The 17,786-nt window shown below is 67.6% G+C and carries 18 protein-coding genes; 13 read left to right on the top strand and 5 right to left on the bottom strand.

Going from position 1 to position 17,786, the window contains the following annotated elements:
• The 13 genes from E8D38_RS08990 to E8D38_RS09050 all read left to right on the top strand — a co-directional run bounded on the left by E8D38_RS08990 (nucleotide 1) and on the right by E8D38_RS09050 (nucleotide 11,703).
• Nucleotides 1-2,070: a ribonuclease catalytic domain-containing protein gene (locus tag E8D38_RS08990; RefSeq protein ID WP_140628124.1), complete on the top strand. Its 2,070-nt coding sequence runs from the start codon at nucleotides 1-3 to the stop codon at nucleotides 2,068-2,070.
• A gap of 27 nt (nucleotides 2,071-2,097) precedes the next feature.
• Nucleotides 2,098-2,955, top strand: a complete 858-nt coding sequence (locus E8D38_RS08995; protein ID WP_140628127.1) for an energy transducer TonB — start codon at nucleotides 2,098-2,100, stop codon at nucleotides 2,953-2,955.
• 25 nt (nucleotides 2,956-2,980) lie between these two features.
• Nucleotides 2,981-3,820, top strand: a complete 840-nt coding sequence (gene aroE / locus E8D38_RS09000) for a shikimate dehydrogenase (protein WP_140628130.1) — start codon at nucleotides 2,981-2,983, stop codon at nucleotides 3,818-3,820.
• On the top strand, nucleotides 3,817-4,626 hold the full coding sequence (locus E8D38_RS09005; protein WP_181179004.1) for a transglycosylase domain-containing protein: 810 nt from the start codon (nucleotides 3,817-3,819) through the stop codon (nucleotides 4,624-4,626). Before aroE ends, E8D38_RS09005 begins: the two co-directional genes overlap by 4 nt.
• 10 nt (nucleotides 4,627-4,636) lie before the next feature.
• Entirely contained in the window at nucleotides 4,637-5,254 is a 618-nt protein-coding gene (locus E8D38_RS09010; RefSeq protein WP_140628134.1) for a hypothetical protein, read from the top strand.
• On the top strand, nucleotides 5,254-5,835 hold the full coding sequence (locus tag E8D38_RS09015; RefSeq protein WP_140628138.1) for a TlpA family protein disulfide reductase: 582 nt from the start codon (nucleotides 5,254-5,256) through the stop codon (nucleotides 5,833-5,835). Before E8D38_RS09010 ends, E8D38_RS09015 begins: the two co-directional genes overlap by 1 nt.
• A 115-nt stretch (nucleotides 5,836-5,950) precedes the next feature.
• Entirely contained in the window at nucleotides 5,951-6,397 is a 447-nt protein-coding gene (aroQ, locus tag E8D38_RS09020; protein ID WP_140628141.1) for a type II 3-dehydroquinate dehydratase, read from the top strand.
• 88 nt (nucleotides 6,398-6,485) lie between these two features.
• Nucleotides 6,486-6,959 (top strand): acetyl-CoA carboxylase biotin carboxyl carrier protein, encoded by a 474-nt coding sequence (gene accB / locus E8D38_RS09025; protein WP_140628144.1) that lies wholly within the window; start codon nucleotides 6,486-6,488, stop codon nucleotides 6,957-6,959.
• A gap of 11 nt (nucleotides 6,960-6,970) precedes the next feature.
• A complete protein-coding gene (accC, locus tag E8D38_RS09030; protein WP_140628147.1) occupies nucleotides 6,971-8,320 on the top strand; it encodes an acetyl-CoA carboxylase biotin carboxylase subunit in 1,350 nt (449 codons plus the stop codon).
• A gap of 17 nt (nucleotides 8,321-8,337) precedes the next feature.
• Entirely contained in the window at nucleotides 8,338-9,249 is a 912-nt protein-coding gene (prmA, locus tag E8D38_RS09035; RefSeq protein ID WP_140628150.1) for a 50S ribosomal protein L11 methyltransferase, read from the top strand.
• Nucleotides 9,246-10,304: a zinc-ribbon and DUF3426 domain-containing protein gene (locus E8D38_RS09040; protein WP_140628452.1), complete on the top strand. Its 1,059-nt coding sequence runs from the start codon at nucleotides 9,246-9,248 to the stop codon at nucleotides 10,302-10,304. Before prmA ends, E8D38_RS09040 begins: the two co-directional genes overlap by 4 nt.
• Before the next feature lie 21 nt (nucleotides 10,305-10,325).
• Nucleotides 10,326-11,234 carry a carbohydrate kinase family protein gene (locus E8D38_RS09045; RefSeq protein WP_140628153.1) on the top strand — a complete coding sequence of 303 codons (909 nt, stop codon included), beginning with the start codon at nucleotides 10,326-10,328 and terminating at the stop codon, nucleotides 11,232-11,234.
• 154 nt (nucleotides 11,235-11,388) lie between these two features.
• Nucleotides 11,389-11,703, top strand: a complete 315-nt coding sequence (locus tag E8D38_RS09050; RefSeq protein WP_140628158.1) for a hypothetical protein — start codon at nucleotides 11,389-11,391, stop codon at nucleotides 11,701-11,703.
• Nucleotides 11,704-11,730: 27 nt separating this feature from the next.
• Here E8D38_RS09050 and E8D38_RS09055 read toward each other — a convergent pair whose 3' ends face one another.
• The 5 genes from E8D38_RS09055 to E8D38_RS09075 form a co-directional block, all read right to left on the bottom strand.
• A complete protein-coding gene (locus E8D38_RS09055; RefSeq protein WP_140628161.1) occupies nucleotides 11,731-12,207 on the bottom strand; it encodes a hypothetical protein in 477 nt (158 codons plus the stop codon).
• A 97-nt stretch (nucleotides 12,208-12,304) separates the two neighbouring features.
• On the bottom strand, nucleotides 12,305-12,625 hold the full coding sequence (locus tag E8D38_RS09060; protein WP_140628165.1) for a DUF167 domain-containing protein: 321 nt from the start codon (nucleotides 12,623-12,625) through the stop codon (nucleotides 12,305-12,307).
• 81 nt (nucleotides 12,626-12,706) lie between these two features.
• Nucleotides 12,707-13,174, bottom strand: coding sequence for a histone H1-like DNA-binding protein (locus E8D38_RS09065; RefSeq protein ID WP_140628169.1), 468 nt, complete (start codon nucleotides 13,172-13,174; stop codon nucleotides 12,707-12,709).
• 207 nt (nucleotides 13,175-13,381) lie between these two features.
• A complete protein-coding gene (locus tag E8D38_RS09070) occupies nucleotides 13,382-14,560 on the bottom strand; it encodes a ribonucleotide-diphosphate reductase subunit beta (RefSeq protein ID WP_140628172.1) in 1,179 nt (392 codons plus the stop codon).
• A 224-nt stretch (nucleotides 14,561-14,784) separates the two neighbouring features.
• Complete coding sequence (locus tag E8D38_RS09075) at nucleotides 14,785-17,718, bottom strand: ribonucleoside-diphosphate reductase subunit alpha (RefSeq protein WP_140628175.1); 2,934 nt, start codon at nucleotides 17,716-17,718, stop codon at nucleotides 14,785-14,787.
• Between the last annotated feature and the right edge of the window lie 68 nt (nucleotides 17,719-17,786).

A 17,786-nucleotide genomic window follows, 5' to 3' on the forward strand; every position in this document is an offset into this window, starting at 1 on the left:
ATGTATGCCCTGTTCGAAGACGCCGGGAAGTTTCTCGCCGGCCGCGTGATGTCCGAAGCCGAGAGCTCGATGCAGGTCGAGCTCGATTCGGGCAAACGCGTGAAAGTGAAAGCCGCCAACGTGCTGCTGCGTTTCGCCAAGCCGGCGCCCAACGAGGTGCTGGCCCAGGGCCAGCAGCTGTCGCGCGAGATCGATCTCGAACTCATCTGGGAGGTTGCTCCCGACGAGGAATTCGGCTTCGAGGACATCGCGCGCGAATACTTCAGCGACAAGGCCGATGCGCCGCAGCAGGCGGCCGCGCTGTTCCGCCTGTTCGAGGCGCCGCACTACTTCCACCGGCGCGGCAAGGGCCGCTTCCGCAAGGCGCCGGAAGACGTGCTGAAGCAGGCGCTGGTGGCCATCGAGCGCAAGGCCCAGCAGGCGGCGCAGATCGAGTCCTGGGCGGTGGAGCTGGCCGCCGGCCGATGCCCGGCGCCGATCCGCGAGCAGCTCTACAAGCTGCTGTTCAAGCCCGACAAGAACGGCCCCGAATACAAGGCGGTGGTCGAGGCGGCCAAGCGCTCGCACAAGGCGCCGCTCGACCTGCTGAAGGATGCCGGCGCCATCGACTCGCCGTATCACTTCCACTGGAAGCGCTTCCTGTTCGAGTTCTTCCCCAAGGGCACGGGTTTCCCGGCGCTGGCCGCCCCGGCCGTCAAGGACGAGCTGCCGCGCGCGCCGGTGCAGGCGTTCTCGATCGACGACTCGGCCACCACCGAGATCGACGATGCGCTCTCGGTGCAGGGGTTGGGCAGCGGGTCGGTGGTGCTGGGCATCCACATCGCGGCTCCCGGCCTCGCCATTGCGCCGGGCTCGCCGCTCGACCAGGTGGCGCGCGCCCGCTGGTCCACGGTGTACATGCCGGGCTACAAGCTCACGATGCTGCCCGACGAGGTGGTGCAGGCCTACACGCTCCAGGAGGGCCGCGACTGTCCCGCGGTGTCGATCTACGTGACCTTCGACGAGGCCACGCTCGACGTCCGCCAAACCGAGACGAAGCTGGAGCTGGTACCCATTGCGGTGAACCTGCGGCACGACCAGCTCGACAGCGTGATCACCGAGGCGAGCCTCTCCGGCGCGGCGCCGGCCGACTACCCCTTCCCCGCCGAGCTGGCCTTCGCCTACCGGCTCGCCAGGCACCTGAAGGCGCAGCGCGAAGTGGCCCGCGGCAAGCCCGAGAACTTCAACCGGCCCGACTACAACTTCAAGCTCGACGGCAACGACGGCCGCGAGCCCGACGGCAGCGAGCGGGTCATCATCGGCCTGCGCCAGCGCGGGGCGCCGCTCGATCTCATCGTTTCCGAAGCAATGATCCTGGCCAACAGCAGCTGGGGCGCACTGCTGGCCGAAGCGGGTGTGCCGGGCATCTACCGCAGCCAGGCGAGCCTCGCCCCGGGCATCAAGGTGCGCATGGGCGTGAAGCCGGCGCCGCATGCCGGCATGGGCGTCAAGCAGTACACCTGGGCCACCTCGCCGCTGCGCCGCTACGTCGACCTGGTGAACCAGTGGCAGATCATTGCCGCCGCACGCCACGGCCGCACCGCCGCGCTGGTGGCGCCGTTCAAGCCCAAGGACGCGGAGCTGTTCTCGGTGATCTCCGGCTTCGACGCGGCCTACAGCGCCTACAACGGCTTCCAGAGCGGCATGGAGCGCTACTGGACGCTGCGCTACCTGGAGCAGAACGGGCTCACCGAGCTCGAGGCCGCGGTGCTGAAGGAAGGCCTGGTTCGCGCGGACGACCTGCCGCTCGTGTTCCGCGCGCTCGGCGCCGACGGCCTGCCGCGCGGCGCGCGCGTGCGCGTGCGCATCACCGGCACCGACCTGCTGACGCTGGACGTGCATGCCAGCGTGGTGGCACGCCTGGATGACGCCGGCACCACCGCCGACGACGCCAACGTCGAACCCGACGACAGCGAAGACGCCGAAGCCAGCGGCGATGCCGCCGGCCCGCTGTCGCTGGCCATCGACGTGGGCGACGCGGAGGGCGAGAACCCGCCCGCCAGCGGCGATACTGCGCCCACCGCCTCCTGATCCTGAGTTCGCTGCGACACCTCTTCCATGTCCTGGTTCAAGAAGCTCACGACCCTGCAGCTCGCGCTGCTGTTTTCGGTGGCCGTGCACGCGGTGCTGCTGACCGTGCGGTTCGTCGATCCCGAAGGCTTCAACCGGGTGTTCCAGGACACGCCGCTGGAGGTGATCCTGGTCAACGCGAGTTCGAGCGAACCGCCGGCCAAGGCGCAGGCCATCGCGCAACGCAACCTGCTGGGCGGCGGCGACGCCGAAAAAGGCCGGGCCACCTCGCCGCTGCCGCCTTCGGCGCTCACCGAACTGGGCGACTCGATGGACGAGGCGCGCAAGCAGATCGAGCAGCTGCAGGAAGCCCAGAACCAGCTGCTGGCCCAGGTGCGCCGCGAGCTCGCGATGCTGCCGCCCCCCGACCCGAAGCGCGACCAGGGCACGCCGGAGGCCCGCGCACTGACCGAGAAGCGCCGCCAGCTGCTGGAGCTGCTGGCCGAGATCGAGAAGCGCATCAACGAGGAAAACGCCCGCCCGCGCAAGCGTTTCGTCGGGCCGAGCACGCGCGAGGCGGTGTCGGCCATCTACTACGACCAGCTGCGCCGCATGATCGAGGAGCGCGGCACCCGCAACTTCCCTGAATACAAGGGCAAGAAGCTCTATGGCGAGCTCACCATGGTGATCACCGTGGACGCCGCCGGCCGCGTGATCGAGACCGAGATCGTGCAGTCGTCGAAGAACAGCGTGCTCGACCGCCAGGCGATCGCCATTGCCAAGGCCGCTGCGCCTTTCGGCAACTTCACCCTCGACATGCGCAAGCAGTTCGACCAGCTGGTGGTGGTGTCGCGCTTCCGGTTCACCCGCGAAGAGGGCATGCAGGCGCAGATGCTCGACCGCTGACCTACCGCCCGCACACCAGACTCCCATGACCGACCGCTACGTCGTCGCCGGCAATCCCGTCGAGCACAGCCGCTCTCCTTTCATCCACGCGATGTTCGCCAGGCAGACCGGCGAGCCGGTCGAGTACGGCCGGCTGCTGTGCCCGATGGACGGCTTCGAAGCGAGCGTGCGCCGCTTCGCCGCGGAAGGCGGCAAGGGCTGCAACGTCACCGTGCCGTTCAAGTTCGTCGCCCACGACCTGGCCGCCCGGCGCTCGCCCCGGGCCGCCCTGGCGCAGGCGGCCAACGTGCTGCGCTTCGACAGCGGCGGCTGGTTCGGCGACAACACCGACGGCATCGGCCTCGTGAACGACCTGACCCGCAACGCCGGCGTCACGCTGGCCGGCGCACGGGTGCTGCTGCTGGGCGCCGGCGGCGCGGCAGCCGGGGTGCTCGGGCCGCTGCTCGAGGCGCGCCCGGCCGAGCTGGTGGTGGCCAACCGGTCGGCCGACAAGGCGCAGGCGCTGGTGGAGCGCCATGCGGCACATGCCCGCGCGCACGGCGCACGCCTGGTTGCCGCTCCGCTCGACGCCTGCGGCAGCGGTTTCGACGTGGTGCTCAACGGCACCGCCGCGAGCCTTGCCAATGCCGGCGTGCCGGTGGCGGCGACCGTGCTGCGCCCCGGTGCGCTGGCGCTGGACATGATGTACGGCCCGGCCGCACGAGGTTTCCTGGACTGGGCCGCCCGGCACGGCGCCACCGGCCGCGACGGCCTGGGCATGCTGGTCGAGCAGGCGGCCGAGGCCTTCTGGGTGTGGCGCGGCCTGCGGCCGGACACCGCCCCCGTGCTGGCCGCCTTGCGCGGCGAACTCTCCCGCGCGGCATGAAGGCGCTGTTCGGCCACCTGCTGCGCCTTGTCGCCCTGCTGGTGATCGCCGGCGCGTCGCTGCAGGTCTACTTCCTGGCACGGGTGGCACTGATGCTCGTGGTCGACCCGCAGTCCACCACCTTCCAGCGCTCCGAGATCTACCGCCTGGCCGTCGAACAGCATCGGGTGTTGTGGGCGCAGGAGTGGCGGCCTTATGCGCAGATCTCCGACCACCTGAAGCGCGCCGTCATCGCCTCCGAGGACGCCGGTTTCACCGAGCACAGCGGGGTGGAGTGGGAGGCCATCGAGAAGGCCTGGGAGAAGAACCAGCGCGCCGAGGCCCGCGCCGACCGCATCAACGAGCAGATCGAAAAACGCCAGCAGCGTGCCGCGGAGCGCGCGCAGGCTCGCGGCCGCACGCCACCCGAGCCGCCCGCCGCGAAGCTGGCCGCGGCCAGGATCGTCGGCGGTTCCACGATCACTCAGCAGCTCGCCAAGAACCTGTTCCTCTCGGGCGAGCGCAGCTTTGCCCGCAAGGGGCAGGAATTCCTCATCACCTTCATGCTCGAAGCCCTGCTCGACAAGCAGCGCATCCTGGAGATCTACCTGAACAACGTCGAATGGGGCGAAGGCCTGTTCGGCGCGCAGGCCGCGGCGAGGTACTACTTCCGCATCGATGCCGACCGGCTGGGCGCCTACCCGGCGGCGAGGCTGGCGGTCATGCTGCCCGCACCCAAGCGCTTCGAGAAGCGCCCCGGCTCGGCCTATGTGATGGGGCGCGCGGGCACGGTGGTCGCCCGCATGGGTGCAGTGGAACTTCCCTGAGGGCGACCCGATGGGCACCGACAACACACTGAGCGCCGAACTGGCCGCCGCGGCCGCCCGGCTGGTCGTCGAAGAAGGCATGGAATACGGCCCGGCCAAGCGCAAGGCCCTCAAGCTCCTGGGCGGCCAGCGCGGCCTGCACGGGGCGACGCTGCCCGACAACGACGCGGTCGAAGACGAGGTCCGCGCCTACATCGCGCTGTTCTGCGCCGACACGCAGCCCACCGAGCTGGCCGAACTCCGGCGCGTGGCGCTTTCCTGGATGGAGCGGCTGGCCGAGTTCCGCCCGCACCTTGCCGGCGCGGTCTGGCGCGGCACCGCCACCCGCCTTTCCGGCGTGCACCTGCAGCTGTATTGCGACGACTCGAAGTCGGCCGAGATCGCCCTGCTCAACCGCGGGGTGCGCTACGAGGTCGCCAGCGCACCCGGCCCCCGCGGGCGGGACGTCGACGTGCTGGTGGTCACCACGCCCAGCCGCGAACTGGGCGAACACGTCCAGGTGCGCATGACCGTGCTCGACCATGATGACCTGCGCGGCGCCCTGAAACCCGACGCCCGCGGACGCACGGAACGCGGCGACATCGAGGCGGTGCGCCGCCTGCTGCGCCAGGACTCGGAGAACGCCTGATGGACGACCTCCCCGAACAGCCCGTCCAACCCGCCCAACCCGCCGTGCCCGCGCGCGCGGCCTTCGGCCGCCGCCTGGCCCTGGCCGCCGTGGGCCTGGCCGCGGTTGCCGGGGGTGCCTGGTGGTCATGGCGGCGGCGCGAGCCGCAGCTGGCGCCGGACGAGGCGGCGGCCTTGTGGAACCAGAGCCTCGAGACCCCCGCGGGTGCACCGCTGGCCTTTGCCAGCCTGCGAGGCAAGCCGCTGGTGCTCAACTTCTGGGCCACCTGGTGCGCTCCTTGCGTGCGCGAGATGCCGCAGTTCGACCGGTTCTTCCGGGAGTCCACGGCGGACGGCTGGCAGGTCGTGGGGGTCGCGATCGACAATGCCGGCGCGGTCAACAGCTTCCTGGCCAAGCATCCGGTGACCTATCCTGTGGTGCTGGCCGGCCTGGGCGGCACCGAGTTGTCGCGCATCCTGGGCAATACTGCCGGCGCCCTGCCCTTCACGGTGGTGTTCGACGCAAAGGGCAGCATCGTGCGACGCAAGCTGGGCGAAACCAGCTTCGAAGAGTTGCGGGATTGGGCCGATTCAGCCGGCTAGTCGTCGCAAATTGAGCCGATCTGTAAGGCCAGCTCGATTTTGTGTCCATTTGCGCGTAAAGTTCAGGGTTCCCGCAACTTCTCACGCGCATCTTTTCGTCAACGCCGCAGCCGTCATGCAGATCCTCGTTCTCCACGGTCCCAACCTCAACCTGCTCGGCACCCGCGAGCCGCAGGTTTATGGCTCGACCACTCTGGAGCAGATCAACGCAGAACTGACCCAGATCGCCCATGATCGCGGCGTGAAACTGGAAAGCTTTCAAAGCAACCATGAGGGCGCGCTGATCGACCGCGTGCATGCCGCGCGCACCGACGGCACGGCCTTCATCATCATCAACCCGGGCGCCTTCACCCACACCAGCGTCGCCCTGCGCGACGCCTTCGCCGGGGTGGCGCTGCCTTTCGTGGAGGTGCACCTGTCGAACGTGCACCGCCGCGAGCCCTTCCGCCATCACTCCTACTTTTCCGACATCGCCGAAGGCGTGATCGTGGGACTGGGGGCGGCGGGATATCGACTGGCGCTCGAGTTCGTCCTCGACCGCGTGGCAAAGCCCGTTCGCTGAACGGCGGGCCCGTACAGGTTTCACACATCGGCCGGCGCGCAAACAGCAGCCCCGGTCCACAACAACGACAGAGTTGGAGAGAGCATCCATGGATCTTCGCAAGCTGAAGACGCTGATCGACCTTGTGTCCGAATCGAACGTCTCCGAACTGGAAATCACCGAAGCCGACGGCAAGGTCCGCATCGTCAAGTCGAGCCCCGTGGCTGCCGTGGCCACGGTGGCGCCGGTGATGGCTCAGCCGGTGGCGGCGGCGCCCGCCGTGGCGGCTGCCGCGCCCGCGGCTGGCGCGACGGCCGCGGCAGCTGCGCCCGCAGCTCCAGTCGAGACCGGGCACATCGTCAAGTCGCCGATGGTCGGTACCTTCTACCGCTCCTCCAGCCCCGGCGCCAAGTCGTTCGTGGACGTCGGTTCGGAGGTCAAGGAAGGCGAGCCGATCTGCATCATCGAGGCGATGAAGATCATGAACGAGATCGAAGCCGACAAGGCCGGCAAGATCACCAAGATCCTGGTCGAGAACGGCCAGGCCGTCGAATACGGTCAGCCCCTGTTTGTCATCGAGTAAGGAAGCGCTCGATGTTCAAGAAGATCCTGATCGCCAATCGAGGCGAGATCGCCCTGCGGATCCAGCGAGCCTGCCGCGAGATCGGCGTGAAGTCGGTGGTGGTCTATTCCGAGGCCGACCGCGACGCCAAGTACGTGAAGCTGGCGGACGAGGCGGTGTGCATCGGCCCGGCGCCGTCGGCCCAGAGCTACCTCAACATGCCGGCCATCATCTCGACGGCCGAGGTGACCGACGCCGAGGCCATCCACCCCGGCTACGGCTTCCTGTCGGAAAACGCCGACTTCGCCGAGCGGGTGGAGCAAAGCGGGTTCACCTTCATCGGCCCGACGCCAGAGTCGATCCGGCTGATGGGCGACAAGGTGTCGGCCAAGAACGCCATGATCAAGGCTGGCGTGCCCTGCGTGCCCGGCTCCGAAGGTGCGCTGCCCGAAGACCCGAAGGAGATCACCAAGATCGCCCGTTCGGTGGGCTACCCGGTGATCATCAAGGCGGCCGGCGGCGGCGGCGGCCGCGGCATGCGCGTAGTGCACACCGAGGCTGCGCTGATCCACGCGGTGCAGACCACCCGGGCCGAAGCCGGAGCCGCCTTCGGCAACCCGGCGGTCTACATGGAGAAGTTCCTCGAGAACCCGCGCCACGTCGAGATCCAGATCCTGGCCGACCAGCACCGCAACGCGGTGTGGCTGGGCGAACGCGACTGCTCGATGCAGCGCCGCCACCAGAAGATCATCGAGGAAGCGCCGGCACCCGGCATCCCGCGCCGGCTGATCGAGCGGGTGGGCGAGCGCTGCGCGGCGGCCTGCAAGAAGATCGGCTACCGCGGCGCCGGCACCTTCGAGTTTCTCTACGAGAACGGCGAGTTCTACTTCATCGAGATGAACACGCGCGTGCAGGTGGAGCACCCGGTCACCGAGATGGTCACCGGCATCGACATCGTGCAGATGCAGCTGCGCGTGGCCGCCGGCGAGAAGCTGCCGTTCACGCAGCGCCAGATCGAGATGCGCGGCCATGCCATCGAGTGCCGCATCAATGCCGAAGACCCCTACAAGTTCACGCCCTCGCCCGGCCGCATCACGATGTGGCACGCGCCGGGAGGCCCCGGGGTGCGCGTCGATTCGCATGCCTACACCAACTACTTCGTGCCGCCCAACTACGACTCGATGATCGGCAAGATCATCGTGCACGGCGACACGCGGGAGCAGGCGCTGGCGCGCATGAGCACGGCGCTCAGCGAGACGCTCGTCGAAGGCATCCAGACCAACATCCCGCTGCACCGCGAGCTGATGGTGGACGCCAAGTTCGTCGAAGGCGGCACGAGCATCCACTATCTCGAAGGCTGGATGAGCCAGCACAAGCGATGACGCGCTGAGCACCTGCCATGGTCGAACTGCTGTTGCTGGCCGGTGAAGACCTGGTCGAGTCCGTTTCCGATGCGCTGATGGAGCTCGACGCGCTGTCTGTGTCGGTGGAAGACGCCGATGCCGACACGCCGGCCGAGCGTGCGCTGTTCGGCGAGCCCGGCCTGCCGGCGCCGCGCGGCGGCTGGCAGCGCTCGACGCTGCGTGCCCTGTTCGCCGATGCCGAGGCGGCCACCGAAGCCGCCACGCTGCTGCTGGCGCAGGACTGGGCGCACGACGTGCATGTCCAAAGCCTCGAGACCGTGCCCGACGAGGACTGGGTGCGCCTCACCCAGTCGCAGTTCGCGCCGGTGCAGATCACGCCCGCGTTCTGGATCGTGCCGTCGTGGCATGAGCCGCCGTCCGGTGCGCAGCAGGTGATCCGGCTCGACCCGGGCCTCGCCTTCGGCACCGGCACGCACCCCACCACCCGCATGTGCCTGCGCTGGATCGCGCAGCATGCGCCGCAGCTCGCGCCGCAATGGACCCGCGTGCTCGACTACGGTTGCGGCTCGGGCATCCTCGCCATCGGCGCGGCCCTGCACGGCGCGCGGCAGATCGATGCGGTGGACATCGACCCTGCGGCGGTCAGCTCCACCGAAGCCAACGCAAAGGCCAACGGCGTGCAGCTTGCGGCCGGCCTGCCCGATGCCGCGCAAGGCAGCTACCCGCTGGTGCTGGCCAACATCCTGGCCACGCCGCTCAAGCTGCTGGCGCCGCTGCTGGCCGGCCATGTCGCGCCGGGGGGGCACCTGGTGCTGGCCGGCATCCTGGAGCGCCAGGCCGACGAGCTGAAGGCGGCCTACGCCCCCTGGCTCGCGCTGGAGGTAAGCGACAGCGAAGACGGCTGGATCCTGATGACGGCACGGCGTGCCGCACCATCGGCCTCATGAGCCTGGCCACCCGTTGCACCGCCTGCGGCACGATCTTCCGTGTCGTGCAGGACCAGCTGAAAGTGTCTGAAGGCTGGGTGCGATGCGGCCGTTGCCAGGAAGTGTTCAACGCGCTCGAGGGCCTGTTCGACCTGGAGCGCGAGCCGCCGCCACAGCGGCCTGCACCGCGCGCGCCGGTGGAACCCGAGGCGCCGGCGCTGGTGCGCCCTTCGGCGCCCGACGACTGGGACTCGACCCAGAGCCAGCGCAGCGCCGACCCGGTCGAGGATGAACCCGAGCTGCCGGCCACCAACGAGTCCGACGTGCTCGACTCGCGCTTCCTTCGGCGCGAGCTTGGCCTGCGGGCCGGCCCGCCCGAAGACGACGAAGAACCGGCAGCCGCCTTCGACTTCGCCGACGCGCAGTTCCCCGACGAGCTGATGCATGCGGCCACCCGGCCCGGCAATGCGTTGGAGCCGCTGCCTGCGCAGCCGCCTCGCATCCGGCCGAACAAGCTGCGCACGCGCACCCGCAAGCCGGGCGCCAAGCCCGAACCGGTGGCGCCGCAGTTCGTGCGGCATGCCGAGCGGGCCGAGCGCTGGCGCAGCCCCGCGGTGCGCGGCCTGCTGGTGGGGCTGGTGCTGGCGCTGTTGCTCACGCTGGCGGCCCAGGGCGCCTACCAGTGGCGCGACCTGGTGGCCGCGGAGTTCCCGCAGGCCCGCCCGTATCTCGCCCAGGTGTGCGAGCACACCGGCTGCCGCCTGCAGGCGCCACGCCGCATCGACGACCTGGTGGTCGAGAGCAGCACGCTGGTCAAGGCCAATGGCGGCAGCGAGGCCTACCGGCTCACCGTGGTGCTGCGCAACCGCAGCCACCTGCCCATCCTGCTGCCGGCCGTGGACCTGAGCATGACCGACGCCAGCGGCCTGCTCGTGGCCCGCCGTGCGTTGTCGCCAGTCGACTTCCGCGCGCCGCAGACCGAACTTGCCGCAGGGGCCGAGTCGACGCTGCAGATGCTGCTGACCACCGGCGGCCAGCGCGTGGCCGGCTTCACGGTCGAGATCTTCTACCCCTGATTTCCTCTTCTCGGAGCACTCATGCCGGCCTTGATCTGCGGGTCCCTCGCCTTCGACACCATCACCACCTTCCCGGGCCGCTTCGCGCAGCAGATCCTGCCCGAGCAGATCCACATCCTCAACGTGTCGTTCCTGGTGCCCACGCTCAAGCGCGAGTTCGGCGGCTGTGCCGGCAACATCGCCTACACGCTCAAGGCGCTGGGCGGCGAACCGGCGGTGATGGCCACGCTGGGTGCCGACGGCGGCCCGTACCTGGAGCGGCTGACGGGGCTGGGCGTGGACACCGAGTTCGTGCGCACGATCGCGGGCACCTACACCGCACAGGCCTTCTGCATCACCGACCAGGACAACAACCAGCTGTGGGCCTTCCATCCGGGCGCGATGCAGCAGGCGCACGAAACCGCGGTGCCGAGCGGCCGCAGCGACCTGAAGGTCGGCATCATCGCGCCCGATGGCCGCGATGCGATGCTGCAGCATGCACACCAGCTGGCCGAAGCGGGCATCCCGTTCGTGTTCGACCCGGGCCAGGGCCTGCCGATGTTCGACGGCGCAGAGCTGCGGCAATTCGTTGACCAGGCCAGCTGGGTGGCGGTCAATGACTACGAGGCCCGCATGCTGTGCGAACGCACCGGGCTGAGCCTGGAGGCCTTGTCGCGTTCGCACCTGCAGGGTGTGGTGGTGACGCTGGGCGCCGAAGGCTGCGACATCTGGGTGCAGGGCCAGGCGACCCGGGTGCCCGGCGTCAGCGCGAGTGCAGTGGTGGACCCCACCGGTTGCGGTGACGCCTTCCGCGGTGCCCTGCTGTATGGCCTGGAACGCGGCTGGCCGCTCGTGCGCTGCGCCGAGCTGGGCAACCGCGTCGGGGCATTGAAGATCGCATCGCACGGCCCACAGAACCATCGCATCGACCACGCGGCGCTCGGCCTCTGAGCCCGCGGGGAAACCCGAACTGTTGCATCCACGTCAAACGGCGCGCGCATAGCGCGCATTGCGTTCGAAGCGCGACGAAGTTCACTGCGCAGTTCGCACCGCGGCGCTATCGTCCCGTCACTTGTATCAAGCGGCCGTCCGTCGAGCAGTCCCGATGAACCTCACCAGCTGGCTCCTGCTGATGGCCGCTTGCGTGTCAATGAGCGGGCTCACCTGGTGGGCGACCGCCTGGTGGTACAGGCGCAAGCTCGCCGAGATGCAGCGCAAGCTCGAGAAGACGCGCAAGGTGGCGTCGGTGCACACCCTGCAGGCGCGCCACCGGATCTCCAAGCTGCAGCGCGAGCTCGCGGCCTGCCAGAGCGAGATCGCCGCCCACCAGAAGATCCACGAGGCTTGGAAGTCCCTCCAGACGCAGCCAGGTGCACTGAGCCCGCCGTCAGCCGGGTTCGCCGACACGCAGCCGCTGTAGGCGCAGCCCCGCGAGTGCCGCCGCGGATCAGCGCTGCTCGTGTCCCATGAGCTGGCCTTCGGTCAGCGTGTCGAGCTGGAAGCGACCGCTCTTGTCCACCAGCCAGATGTCGGTGTACTTGACGCTGCCGCCCAGTTGCTGCGGCACCGGCAACGGCGACGCGTCACGCAGCATCTTGCGCACCGCGGCCACCACCTCCGGCGCATGGGTGGGCACACGCACGAAGTTCACGTCCACCACCCGCCCCTCGGCGTCGACTTCCGTTTCCACCACGACGACCGCATGGATCAGCGGCGGCAGCTTGCCGCGGTAGATGCGGTGCGAGTAGGCGTCGTAGAGGTGCCGTGCCGCATCGGTGCGGTAGGCCTTGCTGTCGCCGGCATGCGAAAGCTTCACGCCCGCTGCCGGGATTGGCGTGGCTGCGTAGATGCCCTGCGCATGGGCTGCTGCGGCGGCACACAGCATGAAGACGGCCGCGGCAAACGAGGCGGTGAGCTGTGCCATGACGAAACTCCTTCAATGGCTGAAGGAAGTGTGATCCGCCGGCACCCCGCCGTGACTTGAATCTGCGTGAAGGACTTCTCGGGCCGATGTTCGTGCTCTATGCCGGCTCGGCCGACACCCCGTGCAACCAGCGCCGCACGTCGGCCAGGCTGGCGGGCAGCCACACCTGCTTGCGGCGTGAGGTCGCGCCGCGCTTGAGCACCACCTGCTGGCGCGGCAGGTGCAACTGCTCTGCAAGCCAGCGCAGCAGGCAATCGTTGGCTTGGCCTTCGACCGGGGCAGCGGCCAGCCGCAGCTTGAGCGCATCACCGTGGAGCCCGCAGGCCTCGGTCCGCTTCGCGCCAGGGACGACGTGGACGTCGAGCAGCGTGCCGGTGCCGTCTGCACGTGCGCAGGGCCAGTCGGATTCAGACGCCATGGCAATGGGTCGTGGTGGTGTTGGAGCGCCAAACAAAAAGCCCGGCCGAAGCCGGGCTTGCTGATCGCCGGAAGACCGACCTCAGGGCTTGTTGCCCGTCGGGAACGGCCAAGCTGCTTGCGGGCTCAGCGTCGTCTTGGCAGCCGGGGCTGCGGCAGGCTTCGCAGGGGCAGCAGCAGGGGCAGCAGCGGCCGCTTTGGCCGCAGGCTTCTTCGCAGCAGCCTTTTTCGCAGGCTTCTTGGCAGCAGGCTTCTTCGCAGCCTTCTTGGCAGCGGCCTTCTTCGCAGGAGCCTTCTTGGCAGCGGCCTTCTTGGCCGGCGCCTTCTTGACTGCGGCCTTCTTGGCAGCAGGCTTCTTGGCAGCGGCCTTCTTCGCCGGCGCCTTCTTGGCGGCGACCTTCTTGGCCGGCGCCTTCTTGGCGGCGACCTTCTTGGCCGGGGCCTTCTTCGCTGCGGCCTTCTTCGCCGGAGCCTTCTTGGCGGCAGCCTTCTTGGCGGCCGGCTTCTTTGCAGCGGCCTTCTTGGCCGGAGCTTTCTTCGCAGTTGCCATCACGATTCTCCTTGATCAAGTTGCAAAGAACACTGCGCTGTTCGATTCAGCGCAGCGATTCACCACCCGTGTTTGCCTTGGAGAGGCGCCCCGGTACGGTGAATGGGGTTGCAAGCCAGTTCGCGCATTTCTTTTGCTGCGTCGATCTGGCTCACCGATCTTGATCCATCAACATGACCTGATCTCCGAGTCTCGTGCCCGGAAACGTCAGTCCCACGAAAGCGCGCCACCGGACTGGTACTCGATGACACGCGTCTCGAAGAAGTTGCGTTCCTTCTTCAGGTCGATCATTTCGCTCATCCATGGGAACGGGTTTTCCTCGTTCGGGAAGAGCTCCTCCAGGCCGATCTGCGTTGCGCGCCGGTTCGCGATGTAACGCAGGTAGCCCTTGAACATCGAGGCGTTGAGCCCCAGCACGCCGCGGGGCATGGTGTCTTCCGCATAGCGGTACTCCAGCTCCACGGCCTTCTGGAACAGCGCCTTGATCTCTGCCTTGAACTCCGCGGTCCACAGGTGCGGGTTCTCGAGCTTGATCTGGTTGATGAGGTCGATGCCGAAATTGCAGTGCATCGATTCGTCGCGCAGGATGTACTGGTACTGCTCGGCAGCGCCGGTCATCTTGTTCTGGCGGCCCAGCGCGAGGATCTGCGTGAAGCCGACATAGAAGAACAGCCCTTCCATCAGGCAGGCGAAGACGATCAGCGACTTGAGCAGCTTCTGGTCGTTCTCGGGCGTGCCGGTGTGGAAGTTGAGATCCATGATCTGGTCGATGAACGGAATGAGGAACTCGTCCTTGTCCCGGATCGACTGCACTTCGTGGTAGCTGTTGAAGATCTCGCTTTCATCGAGACCCAGCGACTCCACGATGTACTGGTAGGCGTGCGTGTGGATCGCCTCTTCGAAGGCCTGGCGCAGCAGGAACTGGCGGCACTCGGGCGCCGTGATGTGGCGGTAGGTGCCCAGCACGATGTTGTTGGCAGCCAGCGAATCGGCGGTCACGAAGAAGCCGAGGTTGCGCTTGATGATGCGGCGCTCGTCGTCGGAGAGGCCGTTGGGATCCTTCCAGGTCGCGATGTCACGCGACATGTTGATCTCCTGCGGCATCCAGTGGTTGGCACAGGTGGCGAGGTACTTCTCCCAGGCCCACTTGTACTTGAACGGCACCAGCTGATTCACATCGGTCTGGCCGTTGATGATGCGCTTGTCGGCAACGTTGACGCGGCGCTCGCTCGTCGAGTGGATCGACTGCGCGGCAGCCGTCGAGGCAGCAGCCGCAGATTGAAGAGGCGAGGAGGTCACGGCCCGCGCATCGCTTTGAGGCGAGAGTGGCGCGGTGCTGTTGGGGGCTAGCGATGTGGAACGAGCGTTGTCTTCCCAGACCAACATAAGGTGAACTTCCTATAACGGCGAATTATCGGAGTGTTGTGTTCAAACACCAAGCACTTCTTGACATCGCGAGGCGAAAGCTGTTGCGGCATCGCATCGCAATGCGGGGTCGAAACGTGATGTGAGCGGTGATGTCGAGCGCGCGCGCACTGCGCAACGCGCCTCGATGATTCGCAGCGACGACATGCATGAGTGGTGCATCACGCATGTCGTTGCCGCTGTGCTCACTGGCAGGCTTCGCAGGTCGGGTCGTCGATGGCGCAGAACTTCACGTCGGTGGCCGGCTCGCTGGTGGCAGCGACCGCTGCCATCTGCGCCTGCGCTGCAGCAGCGGCCGTTTCCATGGCCGACACGCCGCCCGCACCGCCCTGCGTGGGCACCGCATTCAGCTGACCCGACTTCACGGTGGACTTCTCGGCGTGCGTGGCGCCGATGGTGCGCAGGTAATAGGTGGTCTTCAGGCCGCGCAGCCAGGCGAGCTTGTAGGTCTCGTCGAGCTTCTTGCCCGAGGCGCCCGCCATGTAGATGTTCAGGCTCTGCGCCTGGTCGATCCACTTCTGGCGGCGCGACGCCGCCTCCACCAGCCATTGCGGCTCCACCTCGAAGGCGGTGGCGTACAGCTGCTTGAGGTTCTCGGGCACGCGGTCGATGCGGCGCAGCGAACCGTCGAAGTGCTTGAGGTCCATCACCATCACGTCGTCCCACAGGCCGAGCTTCTTCAGGTCGCGCACGAGGTACTCGTTGATGATGGTGAACTCGCCCGACAGGTTGGACTTCACCGACAGGTTGCCGAAGCAGGGTTCGATCGATGCATCGACGCCGATGATGTTGGAGATGGTCGCCGTCGGCGCGATGGCCACGCAGTTGGAGTTGCGCATGCCGTGCTGGCCGATGCGGGCGCGCAGCGCGTCCCAGTCCATCGTCGCGGAGGTGTCCACCTCGACATAGCCGCCGCGCTGCTCGGCCAGCAGCTTGAGTGTGTCCAGCGGCAGGATGCCGCGGTCCCACAGCGAACCGCGGTAGCTGGAGTAGCGGCCACGCTCCTCGGCCAGCTCGGTGGACGCCCAGTAGGCGTAGTAGCACACCGCCTCCATGGACCGGTCGGCGAACTCCACCGCGGCCTGCGACGCGTACGGAATGTGCAGCTGGTACAGGCTGTCCTGGAAGGCCATCACGCCCAGGCCCACCGGGCGGTGGCGCAGGTTGGAGTCGCGCGCCTTCTTGACCGCGTAGTAGTTGATGTCGATGACGTTGTCGAGCATGCGCATCGCCGTGGCCACCGTCTTCTTCAGCTTGGCATGGTCGATCTCCTTGCCTTCAGCGCCGTCCTTCAGGTGCTGGGCCAGGTTGACCGAGCCGAGGTTGCACACGGCGATCTCGCCGTCGTTGGTGTTCAGCGTGATCTCGGTGCACAGGTTGGACGAATGCACCACGCCGACGTGCTGCTGCGGCGAGCGCACGTTGCAGGCGTCCTTGAAGGTGATCCAGGGATGGCCGGTCTCGAACAGCATCGAGAGCATCTTGCGCCACAGGTCGACGGCGCGCACCTTCTTGAACAGCTTGAGCTCGCCGCGCGCGACCTTCTCTTCATAGCGGGTGTAGGCCTCTTCGAAGTCCTTGCCGAACTTGTCGTGCAGGTCCGGGCAGGTGGACGGCGAGAACAGCGTCCACTCTGCGTTTTCCATGACCCGGCGCATGAACAGGTCGGGAATCCAGTTCGCCGTGTTCATGTCGTGGGTGCGGCGGCGGTCGTCGCCGGTGTTCTTGCGCAGTTCCAGGAATTCCTCGACGTCGAGGTGCCAGCTTTCCAGGTAGGCACACACAGCGCCCTTGCGCTTGCCGCCCTGGTTGACCGCCACGGCCGTGTCGTTCACCACCTTCAGGAAGGGCACGACGCCCTGGCTTTCGCCGTTGGTGCCCTTGATGTGCGAGCCGAGGGCGCGCACGCGGGTCCAGTCGTTGCCCAGGCCGCCGGCGAACTTGGACAGCAGCGCGTTTTCCTTGATGGCCTCGTAGATGCCGTCGAGGTCGTCGGGCACCGTGGTCAGGTAGCAGCTGGAAAGCTGCGAACGCTGCGTGCCGGAGTTGAACAGCGTCGGCGTGCTCGACATGAAGTCGAAGCTCGACAGCACTTCGTAGAACTCGATGGCGCGTGCTTCACGGTCGATCTCGTTGAGCGCCAGCCCCATGGCCACGCGCATGAAGAACGCCTGCGGCAGCTCGATGCGGGTCTTGCGCACGTGCAGGAAGTAGCGGTCGTACAGCGTCTGCAGGCCCAGGTAGTCGAACTTGAAGTCGCGCTCGGGCTTGAGCGCCGCGCCCAGCCGGGCCAGGTCGTACTGCAGCAGCTTCTCGTCCAGCAGCTCGGCTTCCACGCCCTTCTTGATGAAGCCGGGGAAGTACTCGGCATAGCGCGTGCCCATCTCGGCCTGGGTCACTTCCTCGCCGAGGGTTTCCTTGCGGATGGTGTGCAGCAGCAGGCGCGCGGTGACGCGCGTGTAGCTCGGGTCCTTCTCGATCAGCGTGCGGGCGGCCAGGATGGCGGCCTTGAACACCTCGTCGAGCGGCACGCCGTCATAGAGGTTGCGCTGCGTCTCGGCAAGGATGGGCGCGGCCTGCACCTCGGCGCCCAGCCCTTCGCACGCGGACTCGATCAGCGCATGCAGCTTGGCCATGTCGAGCGCCACGCGCTGGCCGCGGTCGGTCACCATCAGCGTGGGGTGCGCCGGCGCCTGCTGCGCCTCGCCCTGCTTGGCGCGCTCCTGCGCACGGCGCTCGCGGTACAGCACGTAGGCGCGCGCCACTTCATGGTGGCCGCCGCGCATCAGGCCGAGCTCGACCTGGTCCTGCACGTCTTCGATGTGGAAGGTGCCGCCGCCCGGGCGCGAGCGCATCAATGCGCGCACCACCGACTCGGTGAGGCCGTCCACGGTTTCACGCACGCTGGCCGATGCGGCGCCTTGCGTGCCGTGCACGGCCAGGAAGGCCTTCATCAACGCCACGGCGATCTTGCTCGGTTCGAAAGCCACAACCGCGCCGTTGCGTCGAATGATCTGGTAGCCCGCATAGGCGGAACCACTGCCGATGCCCTGCCCTGCGGGCACGCTGGTCGACGAAGGGACGGCTGGAATCTGGGCGCTGGGTGTGACTGCTTGCATGAGTTGTTCCTTCTGGTGCCTGGGTACTCTGACTGCTGCGTTATCTTGATCGCCACGCAATGACCGTG

It is taken from the genome of Methylibium rhizosphaerae (genome assembly GCF_006386545.1).
In the GTDB taxonomy this organism is placed as follows: domain Bacteria; phylum Pseudomonadota; class Gammaproteobacteria; order Burkholderiales; family Burkholderiaceae_C; genus Pseudorivibacter; species Pseudorivibacter rhizosphaerae.